The organism is Streptomyces polygonati (assembly GCF_042650325.1).
Classification (GTDB): Bacteria; Actinomycetota; Actinomycetes; order Streptomycetales; family Streptomycetaceae; genus Actinacidiphila; species Actinacidiphila polygonati.
Window position 1 is genome coordinate 366,854 of record NZ_JBHSBB010000007.1, and the last position, 22,965, is coordinate 389,818.

Below are 22,965 nucleotides of genomic sequence, written 5' to 3' on the forward strand. Positions count from 1 at the left end.
CCCTGTCTCAAACCCCGGCAACGATACCGGACTACACCGAGACAACAGGTCCGCACTTGTAGCAGACTGCCGCCTACCGGTTGGCTGTTCGCGATCACTTGACGTAACGCGCTGCCGTGGAGGGCTGCCCGCGGATGACCCCACCGCCGCCACCCTTCCGCTTCTCGCGTGGCAAGGACGACGTGGCTTTTGATCCCGCATTCGGCGACGAGGAACTCATCGCCGCCCGAGCCGCCCTGACCCAGGGTCGCTGGACCGATGTCCGTGCGCTCCTGGCGCGGACCGGCGACGACTGGGACAGCCGTGGCCACCGCTTGGTCGTGCTCGGCGAGGGCAAGTCCAGCGCCGCGTGGGCGCAGGAGTGGCAGCTGGCCGAGCCGGAGAGCCCGGACGCCGCCGCGCTGGGCGCCGCCGCCGCCGTCTTCCGCGCCGCCAACGGCAAGCAGAGCGTCGACTCGGCCCGCGACGCGTGCCTGCGGGTGGCCAGGGCCACCCCGAGCGACCCGACGCCCTGGCTGGGCCTGCTGATCCTGGCCCGCCGCACCGGCACCGACGACGAGCAGGTGCGGGCCTTCGACCAGGTCCGCGGCCGGCACCGCGGCCACCACCACGCGCACTATCTGATGACCCAGTGCCTGGCGGAGCGTCAGAAGACCGACGGCGACGACCCGTTCCACGAGGTCTACGAGTTCGCCGAGTGGGCGGCGGGCGAGGCCGGGCCCGGATCGCCGCTCGCCACCTTGCCGTTGATCGCCCTGGTCGAGCGCTACCGCGCGCTGGCCGCCGCCGGCGCCATGCCGGGCGACCCGGCCCGGCTCCCGTACTGGACCAGCCCGCGGGCCCGCACCAGTCTGCGGTCCGCCTTCGACTGGTGGCTGGACTGGGACAACCGGAGCCATCCGCGGCTGGCCCTGGACCTGAACTACCTCGCCTTCGCCAAGTTCCACTCCGGGGACACGGTCGCCGCCGCGGCCCTGTTCAACCGGATAGGGCCGCTGGCGACCCGCGTCCCGTGGTCGTACCTCGACCGCGACCCGAAGAAGACGTTCCGCGCCGCACGCAACTACGCACTCGGCTTCGGTTCCGCATAGCCCGAACAAGCCCCAACAGGCCCGCATAAACCCCGTACACGCCCGGGACCAGTCCCGGGCAGGTCCCGAACCCGCACCACCTCCACCGGAAGGAACCGCAGCCATGCTGACGGGCAGTACCACCGAGATCAGCACGTTCAAGGGTGAGGACCGCGCCTTGCGCGCGGACCGGATCGGTACTCCGGGCCTTCTCCTGTCGGTCCTCGCGGCGACCGCTCCGCTCATGGTGGTGGCCGGAGTGGTGCCCACCACCTTCGCCGCGGTCGGCGTCGTGGGAGTACCGCTGATCTTCCTCATCCTCGGCGTCGTTCTCGTCCTGTTCAGCTTCGGCTACGCCGAGATGAGCCGTCATGTGCACAACGCGGGCGCCTTCTACGCCTACATAGCGCGCGGCCTCGGCGGCACCGTGGGCGCCGCCGCCTCCTATGTCGCGCTGGCCTCGTACAGCATCCTGCAGTGCGGCATCTACGGCATCTTCGGCTTCGAGATCTCCAGCCAGATCGGTGAGCACTGGCACCACAACATCGACTGGTGGTGGCCGGCGCTGGGCGGCGTACTGATCGCCGGTATCTTCGGCGCCCTCAAGATCGACGTCAACGCCAAGGTCCTCGGCGTGCTGCTGCTCGTCGAGACGCTGCTCATCGTGGTCTTCGACATCAGCTTCCTGTCCGACCCGGGCCCGCAGGGCGTCTCGATGCACGCCTTCAACCCCAGCACCATCACCGGCGCCGGCTTCGGCACCGCGCTGTGCTTCTGCATCGCCGCCTTCACCGGCTTCGAACAGGCCCCGGTCTACGCCGAGGAGACCGCCAAGCCCCAGCGCGTGGTGGCCCGGGTGATGTTCCTGGCGGTCGGATTCGCCACCCTGTTCTTCGCGTTCAGCGCCTGGGCGATCACCGTGGCGGCCGGTCCTTCGAGCGTGGTCGGGGCCGCGCAGAAGAGCCCGACCATGATCTTCGACCTCAACGAGGCACGTATCGGCAACACGTTCACCGACATCCTGAACGTCTTCTTCATCACTGGCATCTTCGCCTCGCTGCTCAGCTTCCACAACGTGGTCGCCCGCTACGCCTTCGCCATGGGCCGCGACGGCCTGCTGCCCGCCGGGGTCAGCCGCACCACCCGCTCCGGCGGCGCTCCGGTCGTCGGCTCGCTCATCCAGACCGTCGTCGCGCTGGTCGTGGTCGCCGCCTTCGCGATCACCGACAACAAGCCGGGCGGCGACCCGTCGTTCGCCCCGATGCTGCGGCTGTTCACCTGGGCGGGCAACATCGGCGCGCTCGGTGTGGTGGTGCTGATGGCGGTCTCGTCGATCGCCATCATCGTGTTCTTCATCAAGCGCGGCGCCGCCCGTGTCCAGGCCTGGCGGCTCGTCACCTCCGGTGTCGCGGCGGTGGCGCTGCTGGTGATCGCCTTCTACGCGGTCAAGGACTTCAAGGTGCTGCTCGGTGTGGACCCCGGGCACGGCCTGCGCTGGATCCTGCCCGGCATCGTCGGCATCGCCGCGCTGGCCGGCCTGATCTACGGGGCGGTGCTGAAGGTGAAGAACCCCACCGCGCACGCCCGGATCGGTCAGGGCAACGAAGCCTTCCAGCTGGACAAGGCCGCCAGCGCGGCGGAGACCTCCGTCTGACCGGGACACCCACGGCCCGCCCGCCCCGCCCACCCGGGCGCGGGCGGGCCGCTGACCGGGCGGCCGGGGGCCGACTGAGCGGGCGCTCAGCCAGCCCTTGCCAAGACTGGAACACGTTCTTAGCATCACTGATGTGACATCAGAACTGTCAGACCGGCCGCCCCCCTCCCCGGCAGCCGGTCCGCTGGCAGGAGTCCGCGTCCTCGAACTGGCCGGGATCGGCCCCGGCCCGTTCGCCGCCATGCTGCTGGCCGACCTCGGCGCCGATGTCGTACGCGTCGACCGTCCCGGCGGCCCGGGCCTCGGCATCGACCCGGCCCGCGACGTCACCAACCGCAACAAGCGCTCGGTCCTCATCGACCTCAAGACCGACGACGGCCCCGGCACCGTACTCGACCTGGCCGAACGCGCCGACATCCTGATCGAGGGCTACCGGCCGGGTGTCGCCGAGCGCCTCGGCGTCGGCCCCGCGGCGTGCCTGGCCCGCAACCCGCGGCTGGTCTACGGCCGGATGACCGGCTGGGGCCAGACCGGTCCGCTCGCCGCGACGGCGGGCCACGACATCGGCTACATCGCCGTCACCGGCGCGCTGGCCCTGACCGGTCCGGCCGGCGCTCCGCCGGTGGCCCCCGCCAATCTGCTCGGCGACTACGCAGGCGGCTCGCTCTACCTCGTCACCGGTGTCCTCGCCGCGCTCCACCACGCCCGGACCGGCGGCCGGGGCCAGGTCGTGGACGCGGCCGTGGTGGACGGCACCGCCCATCTGACCGCGATGATCCACGGCATGCGCGCCGCCGGCGCCTGGCAGGACCGCCGCGGCGCCAATCTGCTGGACGGCGGCGCCCCCTTCTACGGCGTCTACGAGACCGCGGACCGCGGCCATATGGCGGTCGGCGCCCTGGAGCAGCGTTTCTACGACACCTTCGCCGCGCTGCTCGGGCTGACGCCCGGGGAAGCCGGGCTGCGGGCGGACCCGGCACGCTGGGAGGAACTGCGCACCGCCGTCGCCACCCGCTTCCGCACCCGCACCCGCGACGAGTGGACCGGCGTGTTCGAAGGCTCGGACGCCTGCGTGGCCCCGGTGCTCTCCCTGGCGGAGGCGCCCGGCCACCCGCACCTGGCGGCCCGCGGCACTTTCACCGAGGACGCCGGGATCATCCAGCCGGTCCCGGCGCCCCGCTTCTCCGGGACACCGACATCGGTACGCCGCCCGCCCGCGCGGCCGGGAGCGCACACCGCCGGTGTCGCCGGAGACTGGGACGTACCGGCACTGCTCGGCAGACCGGCACCGTAACCGCGACAGCCGACCGGCGGCCATATCCGTACGCCCCCGCCGACCGCGCCGGCCGCGCCGCCCGCCAAGGCCCGCGGGACCCCGGTCCCCCGCAAGGTCCCGGACTCCCGGACACCCCGCCGCCCGGACAGCCCGCCCGCCCCTCACCGAAAGGCACGACGTTGAGCACCGACGCCTACGTCTACGACGCCGTACGCACCCCGCGCGGGCGCGGAAAGGCGACTGGCTCCCTGCACGGCACCAAGCCGATCGACCTCGTGGTCGGCCTCATCCACGAGCTCCGGCGCCGTTTCCCGGACCTGGACCCGGCCGCCATCGACGACATCGTGCTCGGCGTCGTCAGCCCGCTCGGCGACCAGGGCTCGGACATCGCCCGGATCGCGGCCGTCGCCGCCGGGCTGCCGGACAGCGTGGCCGGTGTCCAGGAGAACCGCTTCTGCGCCTCGGGGCTCGAAGCGGTCAACCTGGCCGCCGCCAAGATCCGCTCGGGCTGGGAGGACCTGATCCTGGCCGGCGGCGTCGAGTCCATGTCCCGGGTGGCCATGGGCTCGGACGGCGGCGCCTGGGCGATGGACCCCATGACCTCCTTCCAGGTCGGCTTCATCCCGCAGGGTGTCGGCGCCGACCTGATCGCCACCCTCGGCGGCTGGAGCCGGCACGACGTCGACTCCTACGCCGCCCTGTCCCAGGAGCGCGCCGCCGAGGCCTGGAAGGAAGGCCGCTTCGCCCGCTCGGTGGTCCCGGTGCTGGACGTCAACGGCCTGACGGTCCTCGACCACGACGAGCACATGCGCCCCGGGACCACCCCCGAGTCGCTGGCCGGCCTCAAGCCCTCCTTCGCGACGGTCGGCGAGGCCGGCGGCTTCGACGCGGTGGCCCTGCAGAAATACCACTGGGTGGAGCGGATCGACCATGTCCACCACGCCGGCAACTCCTCCGGCATCGTGGACGGCGCCGCGCTGGTGGCCATCGGCAACCGGGAGACCGGCGAGCGCTACGGGCTGACCCCCAGGGCCCGTATCGTCTCGGCCGCGGTCTGCGGCTCCGAGCCCACCATCATGCTCACCGGACCCGCCCCCGCCTCCCGCAAGGCGCTGGCCAAGGCCGGGCTGACCATCGACGACATCGACCTGATCGAGATGAACGAGGCGTTCGCCGCCGTCGTGCTGCGCTTCGCCTCCGACATGGGAGTGAGCATCGACAAGGTCAACGTCAACGGCGGCGCCATCGCGCTCGGCCACCCGCTCGGCGCCACCGGCGCGATGATCCTGGGCACCCTGATCGACGAACTGGAGCGCCGCGACCAGCGGTACGGGCTCGCCACCCTCTGCGTCGGCGGCGGCATGGGCGTCGCCACCGTCGTCGAACGCCTGTCCTGACCGCCTACGGATCCAACGGAGCACCCGACCATGAGCGAGTCCACCACCATCCGCTGGGAGCAGGACGCCGACGGCGTCGTCACCCTCGTCCTGGACGACCCCGACCAGTCCGCCAACACCATGAACGCGGCCTTCGCCGACTCCCTGGACGCCGTACTCGACCGGCTGGACACCGAGCTCGACCGGATCACCGGTGTCATCATCACCTCGGCGAAGAAGACCTTCTTCGCCGGCGGCGACCTGCGGGACCTGATCCGCGCCACCCCGGACGACGCCCAGCGGGTCTTCGCCGGCTCGATGCGCGTCAGGAGCCGCCTGCGGCGGCTGGAGACCCTCGGCAAGCCGGTCGTGGCGGCCATCAACGGCGCCGCCCTCGGCGGCGGTTACGAGATCGCGCTCGCCTGCCACCACCGCATCGCCCTCGACACGCCCGGCACCCGGATCGGCTGCCCCGAGGTCACCCTGGGCCTGCTGCCCGGCGGCGGCGGTGTGGTCCGTACCGTACGGCTGCTCGGCATCGCCGACGCGCTGCTCACCGTGCTGCTCCAGGGCCGCCAGTACTCCGCCCGGCGCGCCCTGGAGGCCGGGCTGATCCATGAGGTGGCCACCGACCGCGACGCCATGCTGGACAGCGCCCGCGCCTTCATCCGGGCCAACCCCGACGCCCGCCAGCCGTGGGACGCCCCCGGCTACAAGATCCCCGGCGGCACCCCGAAGAGCCCGTCCTTCGCCGCCAACCTGCCGGCCTTCCCGGCCAACCTGACCAAGCAACTGGCCGGCGCGCCCTACCCGGCGCCCCGCTCCATCCTGGCCGCCGCCGTGGAGAGCGCCCAGGTCGACATCGACACCGCCTTCACCATCGAGGGGCGCTACTTCACCGAACTGGCCTGCGGCCCCACTTCGAAGAACATGATCCAGGCCTTCTTCTTCGACATGCAGGCGGTCAACTCCGGCGCCAGCCGGCCCAAGGACGTCCCCGCCCGCCAGGTGACCAGGGTCGCCGTCCTCGGCGCCGGCATGATGGGCGCGGGAATCGCCTACTCCTGCGCCCGGGCCGGCCTCGACGTGGTGCTCAAGGACGTCACCCAGGAGGCCGCCGACCGCGGCAAGGCGCATTCCGCCGCTCTGCTCGACAAGGCGCTCGCCAAGGGCCGCACCACGCCGCGCAAGCGGGACGAGCTGCTGGCCAGGATCACCCCCACCGCCGACCCGGCCGACCTCGCGGGCTGCGACGCGGTGATCGAGGCGGTCTTCGAGGACGCGGGCCTCAAGCACAAGGTGTTCCAGGAGATCGAGGGGATCGTGGCGCCCGACGCGCTGCTGTGCTCCAACACCTCCACCCTGCCCATCGGCCTGCTCGCCGAAGGCGTCCGGCGGCAGCGGGACTTCATCGGCCTGCACTTCTTCTCACCGGTGGACAGGATGCCGCTGGTGGAGATCATCCGCGGCGAGCGGACCGGCGACGAGGCGCTGGCCCGCGCCTTCGACCTGGTCCGGCAGATCCGCAAGACCCCGATCGTGGTCAACGACTCGCGCGGCTTCTTCACCTCCCGCGTCATCGGCCAGTTCATCAACGAGGGCGTCGCCATGGTCGGCGAGGGCGTCCCCGCCGCCTCGGTCGAGCAGGCGGCGGCCCAGGCCGGCTACCCCGCCAAGGTGCTCTCGCTGCTGGACGAGCTGACCCTGACCCTGCCGCGCAGGATCCGCCGCGAGGCCCGCGAGGCGGTCGAGGCCGCCGGCGGCAGCTGGCGGGAACACCCCGCCGAGCGGGTCATCGACCGGATGGTGGACGAGTTCGGCCGCCCGGGGCGCAGCGGCGGCGCCGGATTCTACGACTACCAGGACGGCCGCCGCACCGGGCTCTGGCCGGGCCTGGCCGAGCACTTCGGAGCCGCGGCAGACCGCGCCCCCGGGGACCGCACCGGCCGGCCGGCCGGGCAGATCCCGTTCACCGACATGCGGGAACGGATGCTGTTCGCCGAATCGCTCGACACCGTACGGCTGCTGGAGGAGGGCGTCCTCACCTCCGTCGCCGACGCCAACATCGGCTCGCTGCTGGGCATCGGCTTCCCGGCCTGGACCGGCGGCGTCCTGCAGTACATCAACGGCTACCCGGGCGGCCCGGCCGGATTCACCGCCCGGGCACGGGAGCTGGCGGCGGCCTACGGGGAGCGCTTCACCCCGCCGGCGCTGCTGGTGGCCACGGCGGAGGCGGGCGAGCGGTTCACCGACGCCCGGGCGGCGCCGGCCGGTTCCCCCTCCCAGGCCCAGGCCTAGGACGCAGACGGGCGCGGGCCCGGCCGGGAATCCGGCCAGGCCCGCACCTCCTCCCGCAGCGTGCGCTGAAAGGCCGTCACCAGCGCCTGCACGACCAGCGGTTGCATCTGCGCCGACAGCGAGCGCATCGCGGCGACCTGCTCCGGGCGCGGCACCTCGTCGCGGAAGACGCGGCCGATCTCACGGGCCGCCGCCCGGGCGTGCTCCAGCATCACCTCACGGGCCGCCAGGATCGCCTCCACCGGGATCGGCATGTCCAGCAGCCGCATCCCCAGGTGCAGGATGCCGGGGTCCACCCGGAAGGCGTCCGGATCGCCGGTGCGCTCCAGGACGTTCATCGCCGCCAGCCGGTCGAGGTCCGCCTCCGCCAGCGGGCGCCCCGCCCGCCGCTCCAGCTTCTCCCGGTCGATGTCCTCGATGCCCTCCGGCAGCCAGGACGCCACCAGGGCCCGGTGGATCGCCAGATCGTGGGCGGTGATGCCGTCCGGGAGCTGCCGCAGATACCGCTCGATCGCGGCCAGCGTCAGACCCTGGCTCCGCAACTCCTCGATCAGCGCCAGCCGGGACAGGTGCTCGGGCCCGTATCTGCCCACCCGGCGCGGCCCGATGGCGGGCGGCGGCAGCAGACCGCGGGCGCCGTAGAAGCGGACGGTACGCACCGTCACCCCGGCGCGGGCGGCCAGCTCGTCGACGGTGAGACCGGTCTCGCGCACCGGAACAGTATCGCCGCGCCACCAGCCCGGTGAAAGGCCGCACGGACGCGGCGGGATGCCCGGGTGCCCGGGGCGCGCCGGCCCGCCGCGCGGACCTCGCGGCAGGTGGCACGGACGGCGGCACGGCGGGCCGAAGTGCCGCGGCGGTCCGCCGCCGCCCGGACCGTACGCTGACCTGATGCGTCTTCACGCGGTCCGGACCCCGCTGCGGGCGGCCCTGATCCTGCTGCTGCTCGGCTGCTGCCTGTCGTGCTCCGGCGGTGCGGAAGCGCGCCCGCCGGCGGCCTTGCCCGGATTCCCGGCCGGCGCCGCCGGAGTGGGCGACCGGCTCTTCCCGGACGCGGGAAACGGCGGCTACGACGTCACCCACTACGGCCTCGACCTGTCCTACGACCCCGGAACCGGACGGCTCACCGGCACGGCCGAGATCACCGCGACCGCCACCGCGGACCTGGGCCGCTTCGACCTCGACCTCTCGGGGCTGCATGTCGGCCGGGTCACCGTCGACGGCCGACCGGCCGCCGAGGGCCGCTCCGGAACGGAGCTGGTGGTACGCCCGGCGCGATCGCTGCGGCGCGGCGACCGCTTCGAGACGACAGTGGACTACGCGGGCGTACCGAAACCGCTCACCGACCCGGACGGCTCGCACGAGGGATGGCTCAGCACCGGCGACGGAGCGCTGGCGCTCGGCGAACCGCTCGGCTCGATGACGTGGTTCCCCGGGAACGACCACCCCTCGGACAAGGCCGCCTACGACATCACCGTCTCCGTCCCCGACGGTCTGACCGCGGTGTCCAACGGCGAACTGGCCAGCCGCGCCGGCTCCCGCGGCCGGACCTCCTTCCACTGGCGCACCACCGAGCCGATGGCCAGCTATCTGGCCACCGTCGCCATCGGGCACTACACCGTCACCCGGTCCCGTACGCCCGGCGCGGTGCCGCTCTACGTCGCGGTCGACCCGCGCTCCGACGACCGGCAGACCGCCGCGGCCATGCGACGCATCCCCGAGATCCTGGCCTGGGAGAGCGGCCTGTTCGGAGCCTTCCCCTTCCAGTCGTCGGGCGCGATCGTCGCCCATCTGCCGGGCGGCGAGGGCGGATACGCGCTGGAGACCCAGAACCGCCCGGTCTTCCCGGGCGACAGCGGACCGCCGGCCGTGGCGGTCGGCACCCTCGTCCACGAGCTGTCCCACCAGTGGTTCGGCGACTGGACCACGCCGAGCAGCTGGCAGGACATCTGGCTCAACGAAGGCTTCGCCACTTACACCGAGTGGCTCTGGACCGAGCACGAGGGCGGCGCGTCCCTGGCACGGAGCGCCGCCGCGGCCTTCGCCGACCCCGGCAACTGGACCTTCGCCCCGGCCGCACCGACCGCGTCCCGCCTCTTCGCGCCCCCGGTCTACGAACGCGGCGCCCTCGTCCTCTACCAGCTCCACCGGGCCCTGGGCGACAAGGCGTTCGCCGCGCTGCTGCGCGACTGGCCCGCCGCCCACCCGCACGGCAACGCCTCCACCGCCGAATTCGCCGCCTTCTGCGGCCGCCTGACCGGCAAGGATCTCAGCCCGCTGTTCTCCACTTGGCTCTACGGCGGCGCGAAGCCCGCGCGGCTGTGAGACCGCCGGGCGCCTGACGGCGGAAAACCGGAGGAGAACCGCCCCCGCCCGGTGCCAGGATGAACGGCGTGACGACCAACAACACGAGGCCGAACGGCACGAGGACGAACGCCGTGCCCGCGGCCGGCTGGACGGTGGCCCCGCACCCGGTGTCCGCCCCCGAATCCGCCGCCCTGCTGCGCCGCTACTACACCGAGCTGATCGTCCGCTACTACGGCCGGCCCACCACCGACGAGGAGGTCACCGCCACCCTGGCCGAGATGCCCAGTGACGATCTGGTCCGCCCGACCGGTGAATTCCTGGTCGCCCGCCGCGACGGCCTGCCCGTCGGCTGCGTCGGCCTGCGCGTGCTGGACGCGGCCACCGTCGAGATGACCCGGATGTTCGTCGGCCCCGAGGCGCGCGGCCAGGGAGTCTCCGCGCTGCTGATCGACGCGGTGGAACGGCTCGCCGTGGCGGGCTTCGGCGCCGGGCGGATCCGCCTCGACACCCGCAAGGACCTGGTGGAGGCGCGCGCGCTCTACGCCGGACAGGGCTATGTCGAGATCGAGCCGTACAACGGCAACTCGCTCGCCGACCACTGGTTCGAGAAGAAGCTGCACCGACCTGGATAATGCGGTCAGAAGTCCAGCGAAGAGAGCGGGTTCAGCATCGTGACGACGTCGGCAGTGAGGTCGGTCGAGGCCAGGATCGCCGAGGAGCTCGGCGTACGCGAGGGGCAGGTGCACGCGGCCGTCGACCTGCTCGACGGCGGGGCGACGGTGCCCTTCATCGCGCGCTACCGCAAGGAGGCCACCGGCACCCTCGACGACGAGCAGCTGCGCAACCTGGAGGAGCGGCTGCGCTATCTGCGGGAGCTGGACGAGCGGCGCGCGGCCGTACTGGAGTCCATCGAGTCGCAGGGCAAGCTGGACGACGCGCTCAAGGCGCAGATCATGGCCGCCGACTCCAAGGCGCGCCTTGAGGACATCTACCTGCCGTACAAGCCCAAGCGCCGCACCAAGGCCCAGATCGCCCGCGAGGCCGGCCTGGAACCCCTGGCCGAGGTGCTGCTCGCCGACCCGGGCCTGGACCCGCAGACGCGGGCGGCCGCCTATGTCGACGCCGACAAGGGCGTCGCCGACGCCGCGGCGGCCCTGGAGGGCGCGCGGGCCATCCTCACCGAGCGGTTCTCCGAGGACGCCGACCTGGTGGGGGAGCTGCGCACCCGGATGTGGAGCAAGGGCCGGCTGACCGCGAAGGTGCGGGAGGGCAAGGAGGAGGCCGGCGCGAAGTTCTCCGACTACTTCGACTTCGGCGAACCCTTCACCAAGCTGCCCTCGCACCGGGTGCTGGCGATGCTGCGCGGCGAGAAGGAAGAGGTGCTCGACCTCACCATGGAGCCGGAGGAGCCCGCCGAGGGCCCGACCAGCTTCGAGCGTCGCATCGCCCAGCGATTCGACATCGCCGACCGCGGCCGGCCGGGCGACAAATGGCTCGCCGACACCGTGCGCTGGGCCTGGCGCACCCGCTTCCTGGTCCGGCTCGGCATCGACCTGCGGGTGCGGCTGCGCCAGGAGGCCGAGGACGAGGCGGTCCGGGTCTTCGCCGCGAACCTCCGCGACCTGCTGCTGGCCGCGCCGGCCGGCACCCGCGCCACCATGGGCCTGGACCCGGGCCTGCGGACCGGCGTCAAGGTGGCGGTGGTCGACAGCACCGGCAAGGTGGTGGCCACCGACACCATCTATCCGCACGCCCCCCGCAACCGCTGGGACGACTCGCTGGCCACCCTCGCCCGGCTCGCCGCCGCCCACCGGGTGGACCTGATCGCGATCGGCAACGGCACCGCGTCCCGCGAGACCGACAAGCTCGCCGCCGAGCTGATCGCCGCGCACCCGGACCTGAAACTCACCAAGGCCGTGGTCTCCGAGGCCGGCGCCTCGGTCTACTCCGCCTCCGCCTACGCCTCCGCCGAACTCCCCGGCATGGACGTCTCGCTGCGCGGCGCGGTGTCCATCGCCCGCCGTCTGCAGGACCCGCTGGCCGAACTGGTCAAGATCGACCCGCGGTCGATCGGCGTCGGCCAGTACCAGCACGACCTGTCCGAGGCGAAGCTGTCCCGCTCGCTGGACGCGGTGGTCGAGGACTGCGTGAACGGCGTCGGCGTGGACGTCAACACCGCCTCGGTACCGCTGCTGCGCCGGGTCTCCGGCATCACCGAGGGCCTGGCCGCCAACATCGTCGCCCACCGCGACACCAACGGCCCCTTCCGTACCCGCAAGGACCTCAAGGAGGTGGCCAGGCTCGGCCCGAAGGCGTACGAGCAGTGCGCCGGCTTCCTGCGCATCCAGGGCGGCGACGACCCGCTCGACGCGTCCAGCGTGCACCCCGAGTCGTATCCGGTGGTGCGGCGGATGAGCGCCACCGCCGGCACCGGGATCGCCGGCCTGGTCGGCAACGCGGGTGTGCTGCGCACCCTGCGGCCGCAGGACTTCGTCGACGAGTCCTTCGGTCTGCCGACGGTCACCGACATCCTGGCCGAGCTGGAGAAGCCCGGCCGCGACCCCCGGCCCGCCTTCAAGACCGCGACCTTCAAGGAGGGCGTCGAGGAGATGAAGGACCTGCGGCCGGGGATGCTGCTGGAGGGCGTGGTCACCAATGTGGCCGCCTTCGGCGCCTTCGTGGACGTCGGTGTCCACCAGGACGGGCTGGTGCACGTCTCGGCGCTGTCCGACTCCTATGTGTCCGACCCGCGCGAGGTCGTCAAGCCCGGTGACATCGTGCGGGTCAAGGTGCTGGACATCGATCTGCCGCGCAAGCGGATCTCACTGACGCTGCGCCTCAACGACGAGGCCGGCGCGGGAGGCGGCGGCCGGCCGCGGGGCGGCGCCGGCGGCGAGCGCCAGGGCGGCGCCCCGCCGCGGCAGGCCAGCCGCGGGGGTCAGGGCGGCGGTCAGGGCGGCGGTCAGGGCGGCGGCCGGCGCGGCGGCGGACCGGGCTCGGGGGCCGGGCAGCCGACCGCGGGCGGCGGGGCGATGGCGGACGCCCTGCGGCGGGCGGGGCTGACGGGGGGAAAGTAACCGGAGCGCCCTCTGTTGACGTGACCCGGCCAGGCGCTAGCCTCCCCGGGTGATCTCAAAGACGCGGGTACCCCGCATTCCGTGGATCTCCGTGCTGGTGGCGGTACTCGCCGCCCTGGCCGCCGCACTCGTCGCCCCCGGCACCGCCGCCCACGCGGCCGGCACCGGGGGCGGCACCGTGCGGCACGGCCTCAGCCAACCCGACTACTCCTACGCCGACGCCATCCGTGAGGCCGTCTGGGTGGACACCGGTCTCGACGGCGACGGGGACGGCCGCGGCGACCGCGTGGCCGTGGACATCGTGCGGCCCGCCGAGCCGGCGAAGGCCGGCCGCAAGGTCCCCGTCATCATGGACGCCAGCCCGTACTACTCCTGCTGCGGGCGCGGCAACGAGAGCCAGGTCAAGACGTACGACGCCGCCGGGAACATCGTCCAGGCGCCGCTGTTCTACGACAACTACTTCGTGCCGCGCGGCTACGCCACCGTGCTCGTCGACCTGGCGGGCACCGACCGCTCCGACGGCTGCGTCGACGTCGGCGGCCCGTCCGACGTCCAGTCCGCGAAAGCGGTGGTGGACTGGCTGAACGGCCGCGCCAAGGGCTACAGCGCCCGCACCGGCGGCAACGGCGTCAAGGCCACCTGGACCAACGGCGCGGTCGGCATGATCGGCAAGAGCTGGGACGGCACCATCGCCAACGGCGTCGCCGCGACCGGCGTGGCCGGACTGAAGACCATCGTGCCGATCAGCTCCATCTCGTCCTGGTACGACTACTACTTCCACCAGGGCGCCCCGCTCCAGGACGGCCCCGAGTGGCTCTCGGACTACGTGGAGAGCGACAGCGCGCACGCCGCCTGCGCCGCCGAGCAGCAGAAGATCATCGACGGCTCGCCGCGCACCGGCGACTGGACCCCGTTCTGGACCGCGCGGGACTACGTGAAGGACGCCGGCAAGGTACGCGCCAGTGTCTTCGCGGTGCAGGGCATGCAGGACCTCAACGTCCGCACCAAGAACTTCGGCCAGTGGTGGCAGGCGCTGTCCGCGCAGGGCGTCGAGCGCAAGGTGTGGCTGTCGCAGACCGGCCACGTCGACCCCTTCGACTACCGCCGCTCGGCCTGGGTGCCCACCCTCCAGCGCTGGTTCGACCACTATCTGCTGGGGGTCGACAACGGCATCCAGCGTGAGCCGATGGCCGACATCGAGCGGGCCGTGGACCACTGGACCACCGATCCGGCGTGGCCCGCGCCCGCCACCCGCGACACCGCGCTGACGCTCGGCGCGACCGGCACCGACGGCCTGGGCACCCTCGGGGCGCGGCCGGCCGCGGCCGGTGCGGAGTCCTTCACCGACGATCCGGACCTGTGGGAGGAGGACTGGGCCGCCGCGGCCGACACCGCCACCCCGGAGAAGACCGTCTTCACCACCGGCGTGCTGGCCAAGGACCTGCGGATCTCCGGCGGCGGCACGGTCACCGTCACCGCCAGCTCGTCGACCACCAGTGCCCACCTGTCCGCCGTGCTCGTCGACCTCGGTCCCGAGACCATCCGCGACTACCTCGGCGGCGGCGAGGGCATCACCACCCTCGACACGCGCTCCTGCTACGGGGCCGCCACCGCCGGTGACAGCCCCTGCTTCCTGGACACCGCGGCCGACACCGAGACCGTCGACCACAATGTGTTCAGCCGCGGCTGGGCCGATCTCGGCCACTACCGGTCGCTCGCCCACGGGGTGCCGCTGACTCCCGGCAAGCCCTGCACCATGACCATCCAGCTGGCCGCCACCGACCATGTCGTACCGGCGGGGCACCGGCTCGCGCTCATCGTCGCCGGTACGGACGGCGGGCTCATCCTGCCGCCCGACACCACGCCCAGGGTGACCGTCGACCTGGCCCGGTCGGTCGTGCGCCTGCCGCTGGTCGGCGGCGCCGCGAGCCTGCGGACGACGCCGGCCGGGAGCACCCCGCGCGGCCTGTCCGCCCGGCGCCCCGCGGCCCCGGCGCCTTCCTTCGCGGGGGCGGCGGACCTGGGCTGACCCCGGCGCGGCGGTCTTTTCGCCCCGCTACGTCAAGAAGACGACAAAACGGTGAAAAGACCGCCGCCGGGCACATCGGCGGGAACCAGGGCGGTCCGCGGCGCGTTCCTCTGGGTACGTACGGATGGACGCGGCGCGGGCCGTCGCGAGATGGAGGCGGGGACATGTCGAGTCGAGCGAAGCTCGCAGTCGGTGGCGCGGTCGTGGGGCTGATCCTGCTGATCTGGGTGCCGTGGTGGGTGACTTTCCTGATCATCGTCGGAGTCCCGGCGGTCGCCTACATGACCCTGGACTCCTCCCAGCGGCGCCGGCTGCGCGGCGTGGGGCGCCGGCAAATCGGTCGCTGACCGGGGCCGGACCCCGCTAGGGTGCGAGCGCGGTCAGGGCATCCGATCGAGGGGAAAGACGTCTCATGACCATCGGTACGGTCGTGGCGGTCAGCCGTGACGACCAGCATCGGTTCAGCAAGGCCAACCAGGACAGCATCAGGCTGCTCAGCGGCCTCGGTGTCGAGGGCGACGCGCATCTGGGTGTGACCGTCCAGCACCTGTCCCGGATCGCCCAGGACCCCACCGAGCCCAATCTGCGGCAGGTCCACCTCATCCACGACGAGCTGTTCACCGAACTGCGCGCCGCCGGATACGAGATCGCCCCGGGCGACCTCGGGGAGAACGTCACGACACACGGCGTCGACCTGCTCGCCCTCCCGGTGGGTACGCGGCTTCGCCTCGGGCCGGACGCGGTCGTCGAGATCACCGGCCTGCGCAACCCCTGCCGCCAGATCGACCGCTTCCGCGGCGGCCTGCTCAAGCAGGTCGTCAGCCGCGACGAGGCCGGCCGGATCGTCCGCAAGAGCGGTGTGATGGCCGTCGTCCTGGAACCCGGCGAGATCCACCCGGGTGACGCGATCCACGTCGACCTCCCGGCCACCCCGCACCGCCCGCTGGAACGGGTCTGATCCCGCGATGGACCGCGTGAGCCCGCCCCGGCGGACCCCGGCCGCCGCCGTCCGCTCGGTGGACGACCTGGTCGCCCTCACCGCCACCGGTGCCCGGGTGAAGTACCTCCACTTCTGGAGCCATCGACCGCGACACGACGCCCGCCCGGGCCCGGGCTGTCTCAGCCAGTGGTGGCCGTCCCCTTTCACCGTGGACGGCGTCCGCTATGCCACCGCCGAGCACTGGATGATGGCGGGCAAGGCGCGGCTCTTCGGGGACGCGGACGCGGAGCGGCGGATCCGGGCGGCCGTGCACCCCAAGGCGGCCAAGGACGCCGGCCGTACCGTCCGAGACTTCGACGAAGCGGTGTGGGTCCGCGAACGGTTCCCCCTGGTCGTGGAAGGCAGCGTGCACAAGTTCGCCGCCCACCCCGGCCTACGCGCCTTCCTGCTCGGCACCGGCGGCCGCGTACTGGTCGAAGCCAGTGCGGTGGACCGGATCTGGGGCATCGGGCTGGCCGCCGACGATACCCGAGCCGCCACCCCCGCGGCCTGGCGCGGACTCAATCTGCTGGGCTTCGCACTGATGGAGGCGCGGGACCGGCTGGCCGCGGACCCGCACCCGTAGAGTTCGGTGCAGCCGCACGGGCTCGCGCACACCACCCCGTACGGTCACCGGCGACGTCGAGGGACAGCCGTAGAGGGACAGGGAGCCGCGGGAGATGACGGAACGTCTGGTCGTGATCGGCGGCGACGCCACCGGCATGTCGGCGGCCTCGCAGGCCCGGCGCCGCAGATCCGCGAGCGAACTGGAGATCGTCGCCTTCGAGCGCGGCCACCGCACGTCCTACTCCGCCTGCGGCATCCCGTACTGGATCGCGGGTGACACCAACGGCCCCGACGCGCTGATCGCCCGGACCCCCGACGAGCACCGCGCCCGCGACATCGACGTACGGCTCGGCACCGAGGTGACCGAGGTGGACCCGGCGGGCGGCCGGGTCCGCAGCCGGGACGCCGACGGCCGCGAGGAGTGGACCGGCTACGACCACCTGGTGATCGCCACCGGCGCCGTACCGGTGCGCCCGCCCATCCCCGGTATCGACGCCCCCGGCGTCTACGGCGTGCAGACGCTGGGGGACGGCGAGGCCGCGCTGCTCGGCCTCGACCGGACCGAGGTACGGCGGGCGGTCGTGGTGGGCGGCGGCTACATCGGGGTCGAGATGGCCGAGGCGATGCTGCGGCACGGCCTGGAAGTGACCCTGGTGGACCGGGACGAGCAGCCGATGAGCACCCTCGACCCCGACATGGGACGGCTGGTGCGCGACGCGCTGGAGGGCCTCGGAGTCCGGGTCGTGTCCGGCGTGACCGTACGCGCGGTGCTCACCGGCGACGACGGCCGCGCCCGGGCGGTGGAGACCGACGAGGGCGAGTTCCCGGCCGAGATCGTGGTGCTGGGCCTCGGGGTGCGTCCGGGCACCGATCTCGCCCGGGCCGCCGGGCTGCCGCTGGGGGCGCACGGCGGACTGCTCACCGACCGCGCGATGCGGGTGCGCGGCACCGAGCGGGTGTGGGCCGGCGGCGACTGCGTGGAAGTGCTCAACCTCGTCTCCGGCGCCCTCCAGCACATCGCGCTCGGCACCCACGCCAACAAGCACGGCCGGATCATCGGCACCAACATCGGCGGCGGCTACGCCACCTTCCCCGGCGTCGTGGGCACCGCGGTCAGCAAGGTGTGCGATGTGGAACTCGCCAGGACCGGGCTGCTGGAAGCCCAGGCGCGGGCCGCGGGCCTGGAATTCGTGACCGCGCTCATCGAGTCCACCAGCCGGGCCGGCTACTTCCCCGACACCGCCACGATGACGGTCAAGATGCTCGCCGAACGCGGCACCGGCCGCCTGCTCGGCGTGCAGATCATCGGGCGGGAGGGCGCGGCCAAACGCGTCGACATCGCGGCGGTCGCCCTCACCGCGGGCATGACGGTCGGCCAGATGGTCGACCTGGACCTCGGCTACGCCCCGCCCTTCTCCCCGGTGTGGGACCCGATCCTGGTCGCCGCGCGCAAGGCGGCCGACGCGGTGGCGGCCGACATCAGGAAGGCGTGACGGCGGCGGCAGGCGACAGGGAAGCGGCCAGCTCCCCGAGCGCTTCCAGCAGCGGCGGCAGCGACGGCCCGCGTCCCACCGGCAGCACCTCGCCGGGAGCCTCGTCCAGCAGCACGAACGCCATGTCGTCGGTCCGCGCCACCAGGCTCCAGCCGGGACCGTCGGCCCGCAGCGCGCCGTACGCGCTGCGCACCCTGCCCGGCGGCGGCGTCCGCCGCAGATAGTCCTCGGCGGCGGCGAGCGCGCGGCGCACGCCGCTGTGGGACAGGCCGGGGCGCGCCGATCCGTCAGCCTGCCCGGTCGCGGCGGTGGGTCCGGTGGGGGCCGCGCCGTGCGCGTCCGCCGTGCGGGCCGCGGGCGCGGCTCGGTCCCCGGCAGGACCCGGGACGGCAGGGGCTTCGCGGTCGGAGCCGTCCCCGGAGGCGTCCTGCGCGCCGTCGAACCGGTCGCGCCACTCCCGCCAGCGGACCGCGATCCCGTCCGCGCCTAGGCGGCGCTGCGCGGGCCCCCACACCGAGATGTCCGGCGGCGCCAGCGGCGGCCGGCCACCGGTCGCCTCGTCCGGGTCGTACGGCTCCGGCAGGCCCGGTACGGAGACGGCCACCGCCAGCGGCCAGCCCGGCAGTGACGCGACGACGCTGTCCTGGTCGGGGGAGAGGTCGTAGGGCAGGCCGCAGTCCCAGGCCGCCAGCGCGCAGGCCACCATGGCGGTGTCCGCGGTGGCCACCGTCCAGCGGGCGCCCGTCCCGTCCTGGCCGAACACCAGGCCGTAGCCGGTGTCCGGAGACGCCAGGCCGAGCTGCGCGCAGGCGGCTGGATAGTCGTCCCCCAGCACGCCGGGGAACCGACCCGGCGTCAGCATCGCCGCGGTCAGCACGAACAGCGCGTCCTCGTGCTCCGCCAGCCCGTCCGCGGCCATCGGCCCGCTCCCTCCCGTCCCGGTCCGCGCACCTTAACCAGCCGGTAACCTCCCCGTCGAGAGCCCGCGCCTCCCTCAGCGGAAATCCGCCGGTCCGGTCCGCCGGCCCGCCGGTCCCGCGGTCGGATCCGGCCCCACGGTCCGGCGGATCGTGCCCGGCCCCTACGGTCCGGCGGGAGGAGCGAAAGCTCAGCCCGGCCGTCTGACCGCGATCGCCAGATAGCGCTCGTCGGAGTCGTCCAGCAGCGACAACTCCCATCCGGCGCCGTCGAGCAGCTGGCCCAGCCGCGGCTGGGCGCGTACGTCGTCGGCGCGCAGTTCATGACCGCGCCGCGCGGCCAGCGCCGCTCGGCCGAGCGGGTGGAACAGCGCGAGCCGGCCGCCCGTCCGGGTCACCCTGGCCAATTCCCGCAGTCCTGCCGCCGGGTCGGGCAGATGGTGGACGAGACCGGCCGCGAAGACAGCGTCGAGGCGGCCGTCCCGCAGCGGCAGCCGCGAACTGTCCGCCTCGATCAACGCGCCGGAGCCGGTGCGGCCCAGGCCGGCGGCCTCGTGCAGCATCTCCGGCGTGAGGTCGACACCGAGGACCGCACCGGACGCGCCGACCGCGGCCCGCAGGAGCGGCAGCGCCCGCGCCGTCCCGCACCCCGCGTCGAGCACCCGGCCGCCGGGCCGCAGGCCCAGCCCGGCGACCGCCGCGGTATAGGCCGGGGTGTCGTCGGGGAAGCGCTTCTCCCACCCGGCCGCCCGTGGCGCGAAGAACGCGGTGATCTCCCGCCGTCCGGCCTGCCCGGCGGCCCCGGTGCGAGCGCTCCGCCCGGGCTCGATGGGGTCGCTGGTGGCCATGCATCATGGTGGCATGATCAGCCTGCGCTCCATCGCCCTTTTCATCCTCGCCGCGATCCTCGAGATCGGTGGCGCGTGGCTGATCTGGCAGGGAGTGCGCGAGCACCGGGGGATCGGCTGGGTGGGCGCCGGGGTGGTCTCCCTGGGACTCTACGGCTTCGTGGCCACCCTCCAGCCCGACGCCTCCTTCGGGCGGATCCTGGCCGCCTACGGCGGTGTGTTCGTGGCCGGTTCCCTGCTGTGGGCGGCGGTCGCGGACGGCTACCGGCCGGATCGGTTCGACATCACCGGCGCGCTGATCTGTCTGGCGGGGGTCGGGGTCATCATGTACGCGCCGCGCGGGAGATGACGCCTTCCCCCCTCCCCGCCGCGGTTCGCGCCCCGCTTCCCGGCCCCCTTCCCCCTTGCGCTGCGGATTCCCTTGCGCCCCTCTGATCCCTCGGGCTCCTGCCGTCCCTGCCGTGCCGGCCTCTCGGCGCGGCTGATCGGCGCCAACCGGGGAGGGGGGGTTGCCGTCCCGGGCCGTCCGTACCAGGCTGCCTAGCGCAGCGGAGACGGGAGGCAGGCGATGACGGTGAGCAAGGGGCTCGCGTGGTTGCTGGACGACCTGACGCAGCGGGTGCCGCATGTGCGGCACGCGCTTGTCCTGTCCAACGACGGGCTGGTCACCGGCGTCAGCGGCGATCTGGACCGGCCGACCGCTGAGCACCTGGCCGCTGTCTCCTCCGGCTTCCACAGCCTCGCCAAGGGGGCGGGGCGCCATTTCGGGACCGGCGGCGTGCGGCAGACCATGATCGAGTTCGATGAGGGGTTCCTTTTCGTCACGGCGGCGGGGGACGGCAGTTGCCTGTCCGTGCTCAGCGGCATGGAGGCGGACGTCGGCCAGGTCGCGTACGAGATGACGCTGCTGGTGCACCGGGTCGGTGAGCATCTCGGGGTGCCGCCGCGGCAGAGCGAGGCGCCGTTCTGAGGTCGCCGGTCGTTTTCTCCCTGGTCGACGGGGGTGGCCCGGGTCGGCCGGACCGGCCGGGCGGCAGGATTCGCTGAGTTGTCCACAGCCTCGCTGACGCGGTGTCGCGACTCGCACTAGATTGATCACTGTCAGTGATCGAACAGGTGTGGGGGAGTGATGGCAGTGAAGACGGTCAAGTCGGCGCGGGACGGGAAGACCGCGAAGACCGCCGAGTCCGCGACAGCGGCGAGGACCGCTGAGGCGACCGAAGCCTCGAAGGGGCCGGCGCGGGCCGGCCGGGGGACGCGGCCGGAGGGGAATGCGGCGCGGGCGGTCGGGCGACGGGTCGGCACGCCGGAGGGCGTGATGGCACCGCCGCGGCCCGATACCGGCGCGGCTGTGCCCGATCTGCTGAGCCTCGACCGGGCGAGGGACGAACTGGGCCTGGAGTACGGCGCGTTCGAGGTCGCGCTGCAGACCGGCGAGGTGCCCGGCGTCGCCTGCGGACCGGGTCAGTGGAAGGTGCCCGCCGAGGCCGTCGCCCGGCTGCGCGCCGCGAAGGACCATCCGGAACCCCTGCTCGCCCGGCTGCGTCTGGTGAACAGCGACGAGGCCGCGAAACTGCTCGGCGTGGGCCGGGAGCGCTTCGTCCGGCTCGCCAGAGCGGGATACGTCCGCCCGATCCGCTGGTACGTCAATCAGTACCGGGCCGTGGTGTGGATCTATCTCGCCCGGGAAGTCACGGAGTTCGCCGACCGCTGCCCCGCGCTGCTGAACGGGCCGCTGCCAGCGCCGCTGCGGGATGCGGTCGCGGCCGGCCAGGACCGGCGACCGCGCGGCTGGCGGGAGCGCCGGGTGGAGCAACTCGTGCGGGACGCCTACGGCGCCTGGGAGGAGGCCGCGATCTGGGCGGCGCTGCTGGGCCCGGAGACCGTCACCGGCGCCGTACCCGACGCCCGGGAACGGGGCTGTCTGAGACGGCTGCGGGGAGAACTGCCGCCGGGCCGGGTCGGGCGCGCCTCGGCGGAGCGGATCAGGGAGTTCACCACGGCCGACGACCCGGACGAGATCGGCGCCGCACTGCTCGCCCTGTCCGGTGCGCTCGGCAGAGCCCGCGCCCTGCGGCCCGCGCCCGGCCCCTTCCACGGACCCGGGCCGGTCAGGCCGCGGCCGGCGTCGCCGGGCCGGCCGGCCCGGGTGACGGCGGCACCCGGTGTACGGCGAGGACTGCGCGGGCTGCTGCGGGGGCGGCGGTCAGTCCCCGATCTTGCGGAACAGCCCTTCCTGCATCACGGAGACCAGCAGTCGTCCCCGGCGGTCGAAGATCTGACCGCGCGCCAGACCGCGGGCGCCGGTCGCGATGGGTGACTCCTGCTGGTAGAGGAACCACTCGTCGGTGCGAAAGGGCCGGTGGAACCACATGGCGTGGTCCAGCGACGCCATGTCGAAGCCACGCGGACCCCACAGGGGTTCGACGGGTACCCGGACCGCGTCCAGCAGCATCATGTCGCTGGCGTAGGTGAGCGCGCAGGTGTGCACGAGCGGATCGTCACCCAGCGGTCCCATCGCGCGCATCCACACCGCGCTGCGCGGCTCGGCGCCCTCGATCTCCTCGGGCGTCCAGCGCAGCCGGTCCACATAGCGGATGTCGAAGGCGACGCGGCGGCCCATGCGCCGCAGTGCCTCCGGCAGCACCCCCAGATGGGCACGGAGCTCGTCGCCGAGACTCGGCAGACCCTCCGGTCCCGGCACCTCGGGCATCGGCAGCTGGTGCTCGAAACCCGGCTCGGGCTGATGGAAGGAGGCCGTCAGATTGAAGATCGTCCGACCCTGCTGGACGGCCACCACCCGGCGGGTGGTGAAGGAGCGCCCGTCGCGGACCCGCTCGACCTGGTACACGATCGGCACCCCGGGCCGGCCCGGGCGCAGAAAGTACGCGTGCAGCGAGTGCACCGGCCGGGCGCCGTCGGTGGTGCGGCCGGCCGCCACCAGCGCCTGCCCGGCGACCTGGCCGCCGAAGACCCGCTGCAGCCGCTCGTCGGGGCTGCGCCCGCGGAAGATGTCCTCCTCGATCCGTTCCAGATCGAGGAGTTCCACCAGGCCCTCGGTCGGGTCGCTCATC

Annotated in this window: 20 protein-coding genes; 16 read left to right on the forward strand and 4 right to left on the reverse strand. The window is 73.3% G+C overall.

Features of this window, described 5'->3' with window-relative positions; translation table 11 throughout:
* The first annotated feature begins 134 nt into the window (after nt 1-134).
* From ACFO3J_RS07925 to ACFO3J_RS07945, 5 genes are all read left to right on the forward strand, one after another.
* The gene (locus tag ACFO3J_RS07925; protein ID WP_386427512.1) at nt 135-1,091 is read left to right on the forward strand and encodes a hypothetical protein; all 957 of its coding nucleotides are present in this window, start codon (nt 135-137) and stop codon (nt 1,089-1,091) included.
* A gap of 103 nt (nt 1,092-1,194) precedes the next feature.
* A complete protein-coding gene (locus ACFO3J_RS07930) occupies nt 1,195-2,724 on the forward strand; it encodes an APC family permease (RefSeq protein WP_386427514.1) in 1,530 nt (509 codons plus the stop codon).
* Nucleotides 2,725-2,857: 133 nt separating this feature from the next.
* Nucleotides 2,858-4,018 (forward strand): CaiB/BaiF CoA transferase family protein, encoded by a 1,161-nt coding sequence (locus tag ACFO3J_RS07935; protein ID WP_386427516.1) that lies wholly within the window; start codon nt 2,858-2,860, stop codon nt 4,016-4,018.
* A 161-nt stretch (nt 4,019-4,179) separates the two neighbouring features.
* Nucleotides 4,180-5,397 (forward strand): acetyl-CoA C-acetyltransferase, encoded by a 1,218-nt coding sequence (locus tag ACFO3J_RS07940; RefSeq protein WP_386427518.1) that lies wholly within the window; start codon nt 4,180-4,182, stop codon nt 5,395-5,397.
* A gap of 30 nt (nt 5,398-5,427) precedes the next feature.
* Nucleotides 5,428-7,674: a 3-hydroxyacyl-CoA dehydrogenase NAD-binding domain-containing protein gene (locus tag ACFO3J_RS07945; RefSeq protein ID WP_386427520.1), complete on the forward strand. Its 2,247-nt coding sequence runs from the start codon at nt 5,428-5,430 to the stop codon at nt 7,672-7,674.
* Here the strand turns inward: ACFO3J_RS07945 and ACFO3J_RS07950 are convergent.
* Complete coding sequence (locus ACFO3J_RS07950; RefSeq protein WP_386427522.1) at nt 7,671-8,387, reverse strand: MerR family transcriptional regulator; 717 nt, start codon at nt 8,385-8,387, stop codon at nt 7,671-7,673. The two genes, ACFO3J_RS07945 and ACFO3J_RS07950, sit on opposite strands and share 4 nt — an antisense overlap.
* A 178-nt stretch (nt 8,388-8,565) precedes the next feature.
* Between ACFO3J_RS07950 and ACFO3J_RS07955 the strand changes: the two genes are divergently transcribed.
* The 8 genes from ACFO3J_RS07955 (at nt 8,566) to ACFO3J_RS07990 (ending at nt 18,126) form a co-directional block, all read left to right on the forward strand.
* Nucleotides 8,566-9,999, forward strand: a complete 1,434-nt coding sequence (locus ACFO3J_RS07955; protein WP_386427524.1) for a M1 family metallopeptidase — start codon at nt 8,566-8,568, stop codon at nt 9,997-9,999.
* 68 nt (nt 10,000-10,067) lie between these two features.
* Nucleotides 10,068-10,613: a GNAT family N-acetyltransferase gene (locus ACFO3J_RS07960; protein ID WP_386427526.1), complete on the forward strand. Its 546-nt coding sequence runs from the start codon at nt 10,068-10,070 to the stop codon at nt 10,611-10,613.
* Between the two features lie 39 nt (nt 10,614-10,652).
* Nucleotides 10,653-13,058 carry a Tex family protein gene (locus tag ACFO3J_RS07965; protein ID WP_386427528.1) on the forward strand — a complete coding sequence of 802 codons (2,406 nt, stop codon included), beginning with the start codon at nt 10,653-10,655 and terminating at the stop codon, nt 13,056-13,058.
* Between the two features lie 49 nt (nt 13,059-13,107).
* Nucleotides 13,108-15,087 carry a Xaa-Pro dipeptidyl-peptidase gene (locus tag ACFO3J_RS07970; protein WP_386427530.1) on the forward strand — a complete coding sequence of 660 codons (1,980 nt, stop codon included), beginning with the start codon at nt 13,108-13,110 and terminating at the stop codon, nt 15,085-15,087.
* 164 nt (nt 15,088-15,251) lie between these two features.
* Entirely contained in the window at nt 15,252-15,434 is a 183-nt protein-coding gene (locus ACFO3J_RS07975; RefSeq protein WP_386427532.1) for a hypothetical protein, read from the forward strand.
* Nucleotides 15,435-15,499: 65 nt separating this feature from the next.
* Complete coding sequence (locus ACFO3J_RS07980) at nt 15,500-16,045, forward strand: MOSC domain-containing protein (RefSeq protein WP_386427534.1); 546 nt, start codon at nt 15,500-15,502, stop codon at nt 16,043-16,045.
* Nucleotides 16,046-16,052: 7 nt separating this feature from the next.
* Nucleotides 16,053-16,652 carry an NADAR family protein gene (locus tag ACFO3J_RS07985; protein ID WP_386427535.1) on the forward strand — a complete coding sequence of 200 codons (600 nt, stop codon included), beginning with the start codon at nt 16,053-16,055 and terminating at the stop codon, nt 16,650-16,652.
* Between the two features lie 94 nt (nt 16,653-16,746).
* Nucleotides 16,747-18,126, forward strand: coding sequence for an FAD-dependent oxidoreductase (locus tag ACFO3J_RS07990; protein WP_386427537.1), 1,380 nt, complete (start codon nt 16,747-16,749; stop codon nt 18,124-18,126).
* Here the strand turns inward: ACFO3J_RS07990 and ACFO3J_RS07995 are convergent.
* Together ACFO3J_RS07995 and ACFO3J_RS08000 are read right to left on the reverse strand one after the other, a co-directional pair.
* On the reverse strand, nt 18,113-19,045 hold the full coding sequence (locus ACFO3J_RS07995; RefSeq protein ID WP_386427539.1) for a hypothetical protein: 933 nt from the start codon (nt 19,043-19,045) through the stop codon (nt 18,113-18,115). The genes ACFO3J_RS07990 and ACFO3J_RS07995 overlap by 14 nt on opposite strands.
* A 189-nt stretch (nt 19,046-19,234) precedes the next feature.
* Complete coding sequence (locus ACFO3J_RS08000) at nt 19,235-19,891, reverse strand: class I SAM-dependent methyltransferase (RefSeq protein ID WP_386427540.1); 657 nt, start codon at nt 19,889-19,891, stop codon at nt 19,235-19,237.
* A gap of 13 nt (nt 19,892-19,904) precedes the next feature.
* Between ACFO3J_RS08000 and ACFO3J_RS08005 the strand changes: the two genes are divergently transcribed.
* The 3 genes from ACFO3J_RS08005 to ACFO3J_RS08015 all read left to right on the forward strand — a co-directional run bounded on the left by ACFO3J_RS08005 (nt 19,905) and on the right by ACFO3J_RS08015 (nt 22,211).
* Complete coding sequence (locus tag ACFO3J_RS08005) at nt 19,905-20,240, forward strand: YnfA family protein (RefSeq protein WP_386427541.1); 336 nt, start codon at nt 19,905-19,907, stop codon at nt 20,238-20,240.
* 219 nt (nt 20,241-20,459) lie between these two features.
* Nucleotides 20,460-20,861 carry a roadblock/LC7 domain-containing protein gene (locus ACFO3J_RS08010; RefSeq protein ID WP_386427542.1) on the forward strand — a complete coding sequence of 134 codons (402 nt, stop codon included), beginning with the start codon at nt 20,460-20,462 and terminating at the stop codon, nt 20,859-20,861.
* A gap of 159 nt (nt 20,862-21,020) precedes the next feature.
* Nucleotides 21,021-22,211: a DUF6397 family protein gene (locus tag ACFO3J_RS08015; RefSeq protein WP_386427544.1), complete on the forward strand. Its 1,191-nt coding sequence runs from the start codon at nt 21,021-21,023 to the stop codon at nt 22,209-22,211.
* On the opposite strand, the gene ACFO3J_RS08020 is transcribed toward ACFO3J_RS08015, so the two are convergent.
* Nucleotides 22,098-22,964: an acyl-CoA thioesterase gene (locus tag ACFO3J_RS08020; RefSeq protein WP_386427545.1), complete on the reverse strand. Its 867-nt coding sequence runs from the start codon at nt 22,962-22,964 to the stop codon at nt 22,098-22,100. The two genes, ACFO3J_RS08015 and ACFO3J_RS08020, sit on opposite strands and share 114 nt — an antisense overlap.
* Nucleotide 22,965 lies beyond the last annotated feature (1 nt).

Excerpts from the sequence above, each read along its gene's own strand:
- ACFO3J_RS07995 (WP_386427539.1), bottom strand. The coding sequence starts at position 19,045 with ATGGCCGCGGACGGGCTGGCGGAGCACGAGGACGCGCTGTTCGTGCTG.
- ACFO3J_RS07975 (WP_386427532.1), top strand. The coding sequence starts at position 15,252 with ATGTCGAGTCGAGCGAAGCTCGCAGTCGGTGGCGCGGTCGTGGGGCTG.
- ACFO3J_RS08015 (WP_386427544.1), top strand. The coding sequence starts at position 21,021 with ATGGCAGTGAAGACGGTCAAGTCGGCGCGGGACGGGAAGACCGCGAAG.
- ACFO3J_RS07985 (WP_386427535.1), top strand. The coding sequence starts at position 16,053 with ATGGACCGCGTGAGCCCGCCCCGGCGGACCCCGGCCGCCGCCGTCCGC.
- ACFO3J_RS07925 (WP_386427512.1), top strand. The coding sequence starts at position 135 with ATGACCCCACCGCCGCCACCCTTCCGCTTCTCGCGTGGCAAGGACGAC.
- ACFO3J_RS08000 (WP_386427540.1), bottom strand. The coding sequence starts at position 19,891 with ATGGCCACCAGCGACCCCATCGAGCCCGGGCGGAGCGCTCGCACCGGG.
- ACFO3J_RS07955 (WP_386427524.1), top strand. The coding sequence starts at position 8,566 with ATGCGTCTTCACGCGGTCCGGACCCCGCTGCGGGCGGCCCTGATCCTG.
- ACFO3J_RS07990 (WP_386427537.1), top strand. The coding sequence starts at position 16,747 with ATGACGGAACGTCTGGTCGTGATCGGCGGCGACGCCACCGGCATGTCG.
- ACFO3J_RS07945 (WP_386427520.1), top strand. The coding sequence starts at position 5,428 with ATGAGCGAGTCCACCACCATCCGCTGGGAGCAGGACGCCGACGGCGTC.
- ACFO3J_RS07930 (WP_386427514.1), top strand. The coding sequence starts at position 1,195 with ATGCTGACGGGCAGTACCACCGAGATCAGCACGTTCAAGGGTGAGGAC.
- ACFO3J_RS08020 (WP_386427545.1), bottom strand. The coding sequence starts at position 22,964 with ATGAGCGACCCGACCGAGGGCCTGGTGGAACTCCTCGATCTGGAACGG.
- ACFO3J_RS08010 (WP_386427542.1), top strand. The coding sequence starts at position 20,460 with ATGACGGTGAGCAAGGGGCTCGCGTGGTTGCTGGACGACCTGACGCAG.
- ACFO3J_RS07980 (WP_386427534.1), top strand. The coding sequence starts at position 15,500 with ATGACCATCGGTACGGTCGTGGCGGTCAGCCGTGACGACCAGCATCGG.
- ACFO3J_RS08005 (WP_386427541.1), top strand. The coding sequence starts at position 19,905 with ATGATCAGCCTGCGCTCCATCGCCCTTTTCATCCTCGCCGCGATCCTC.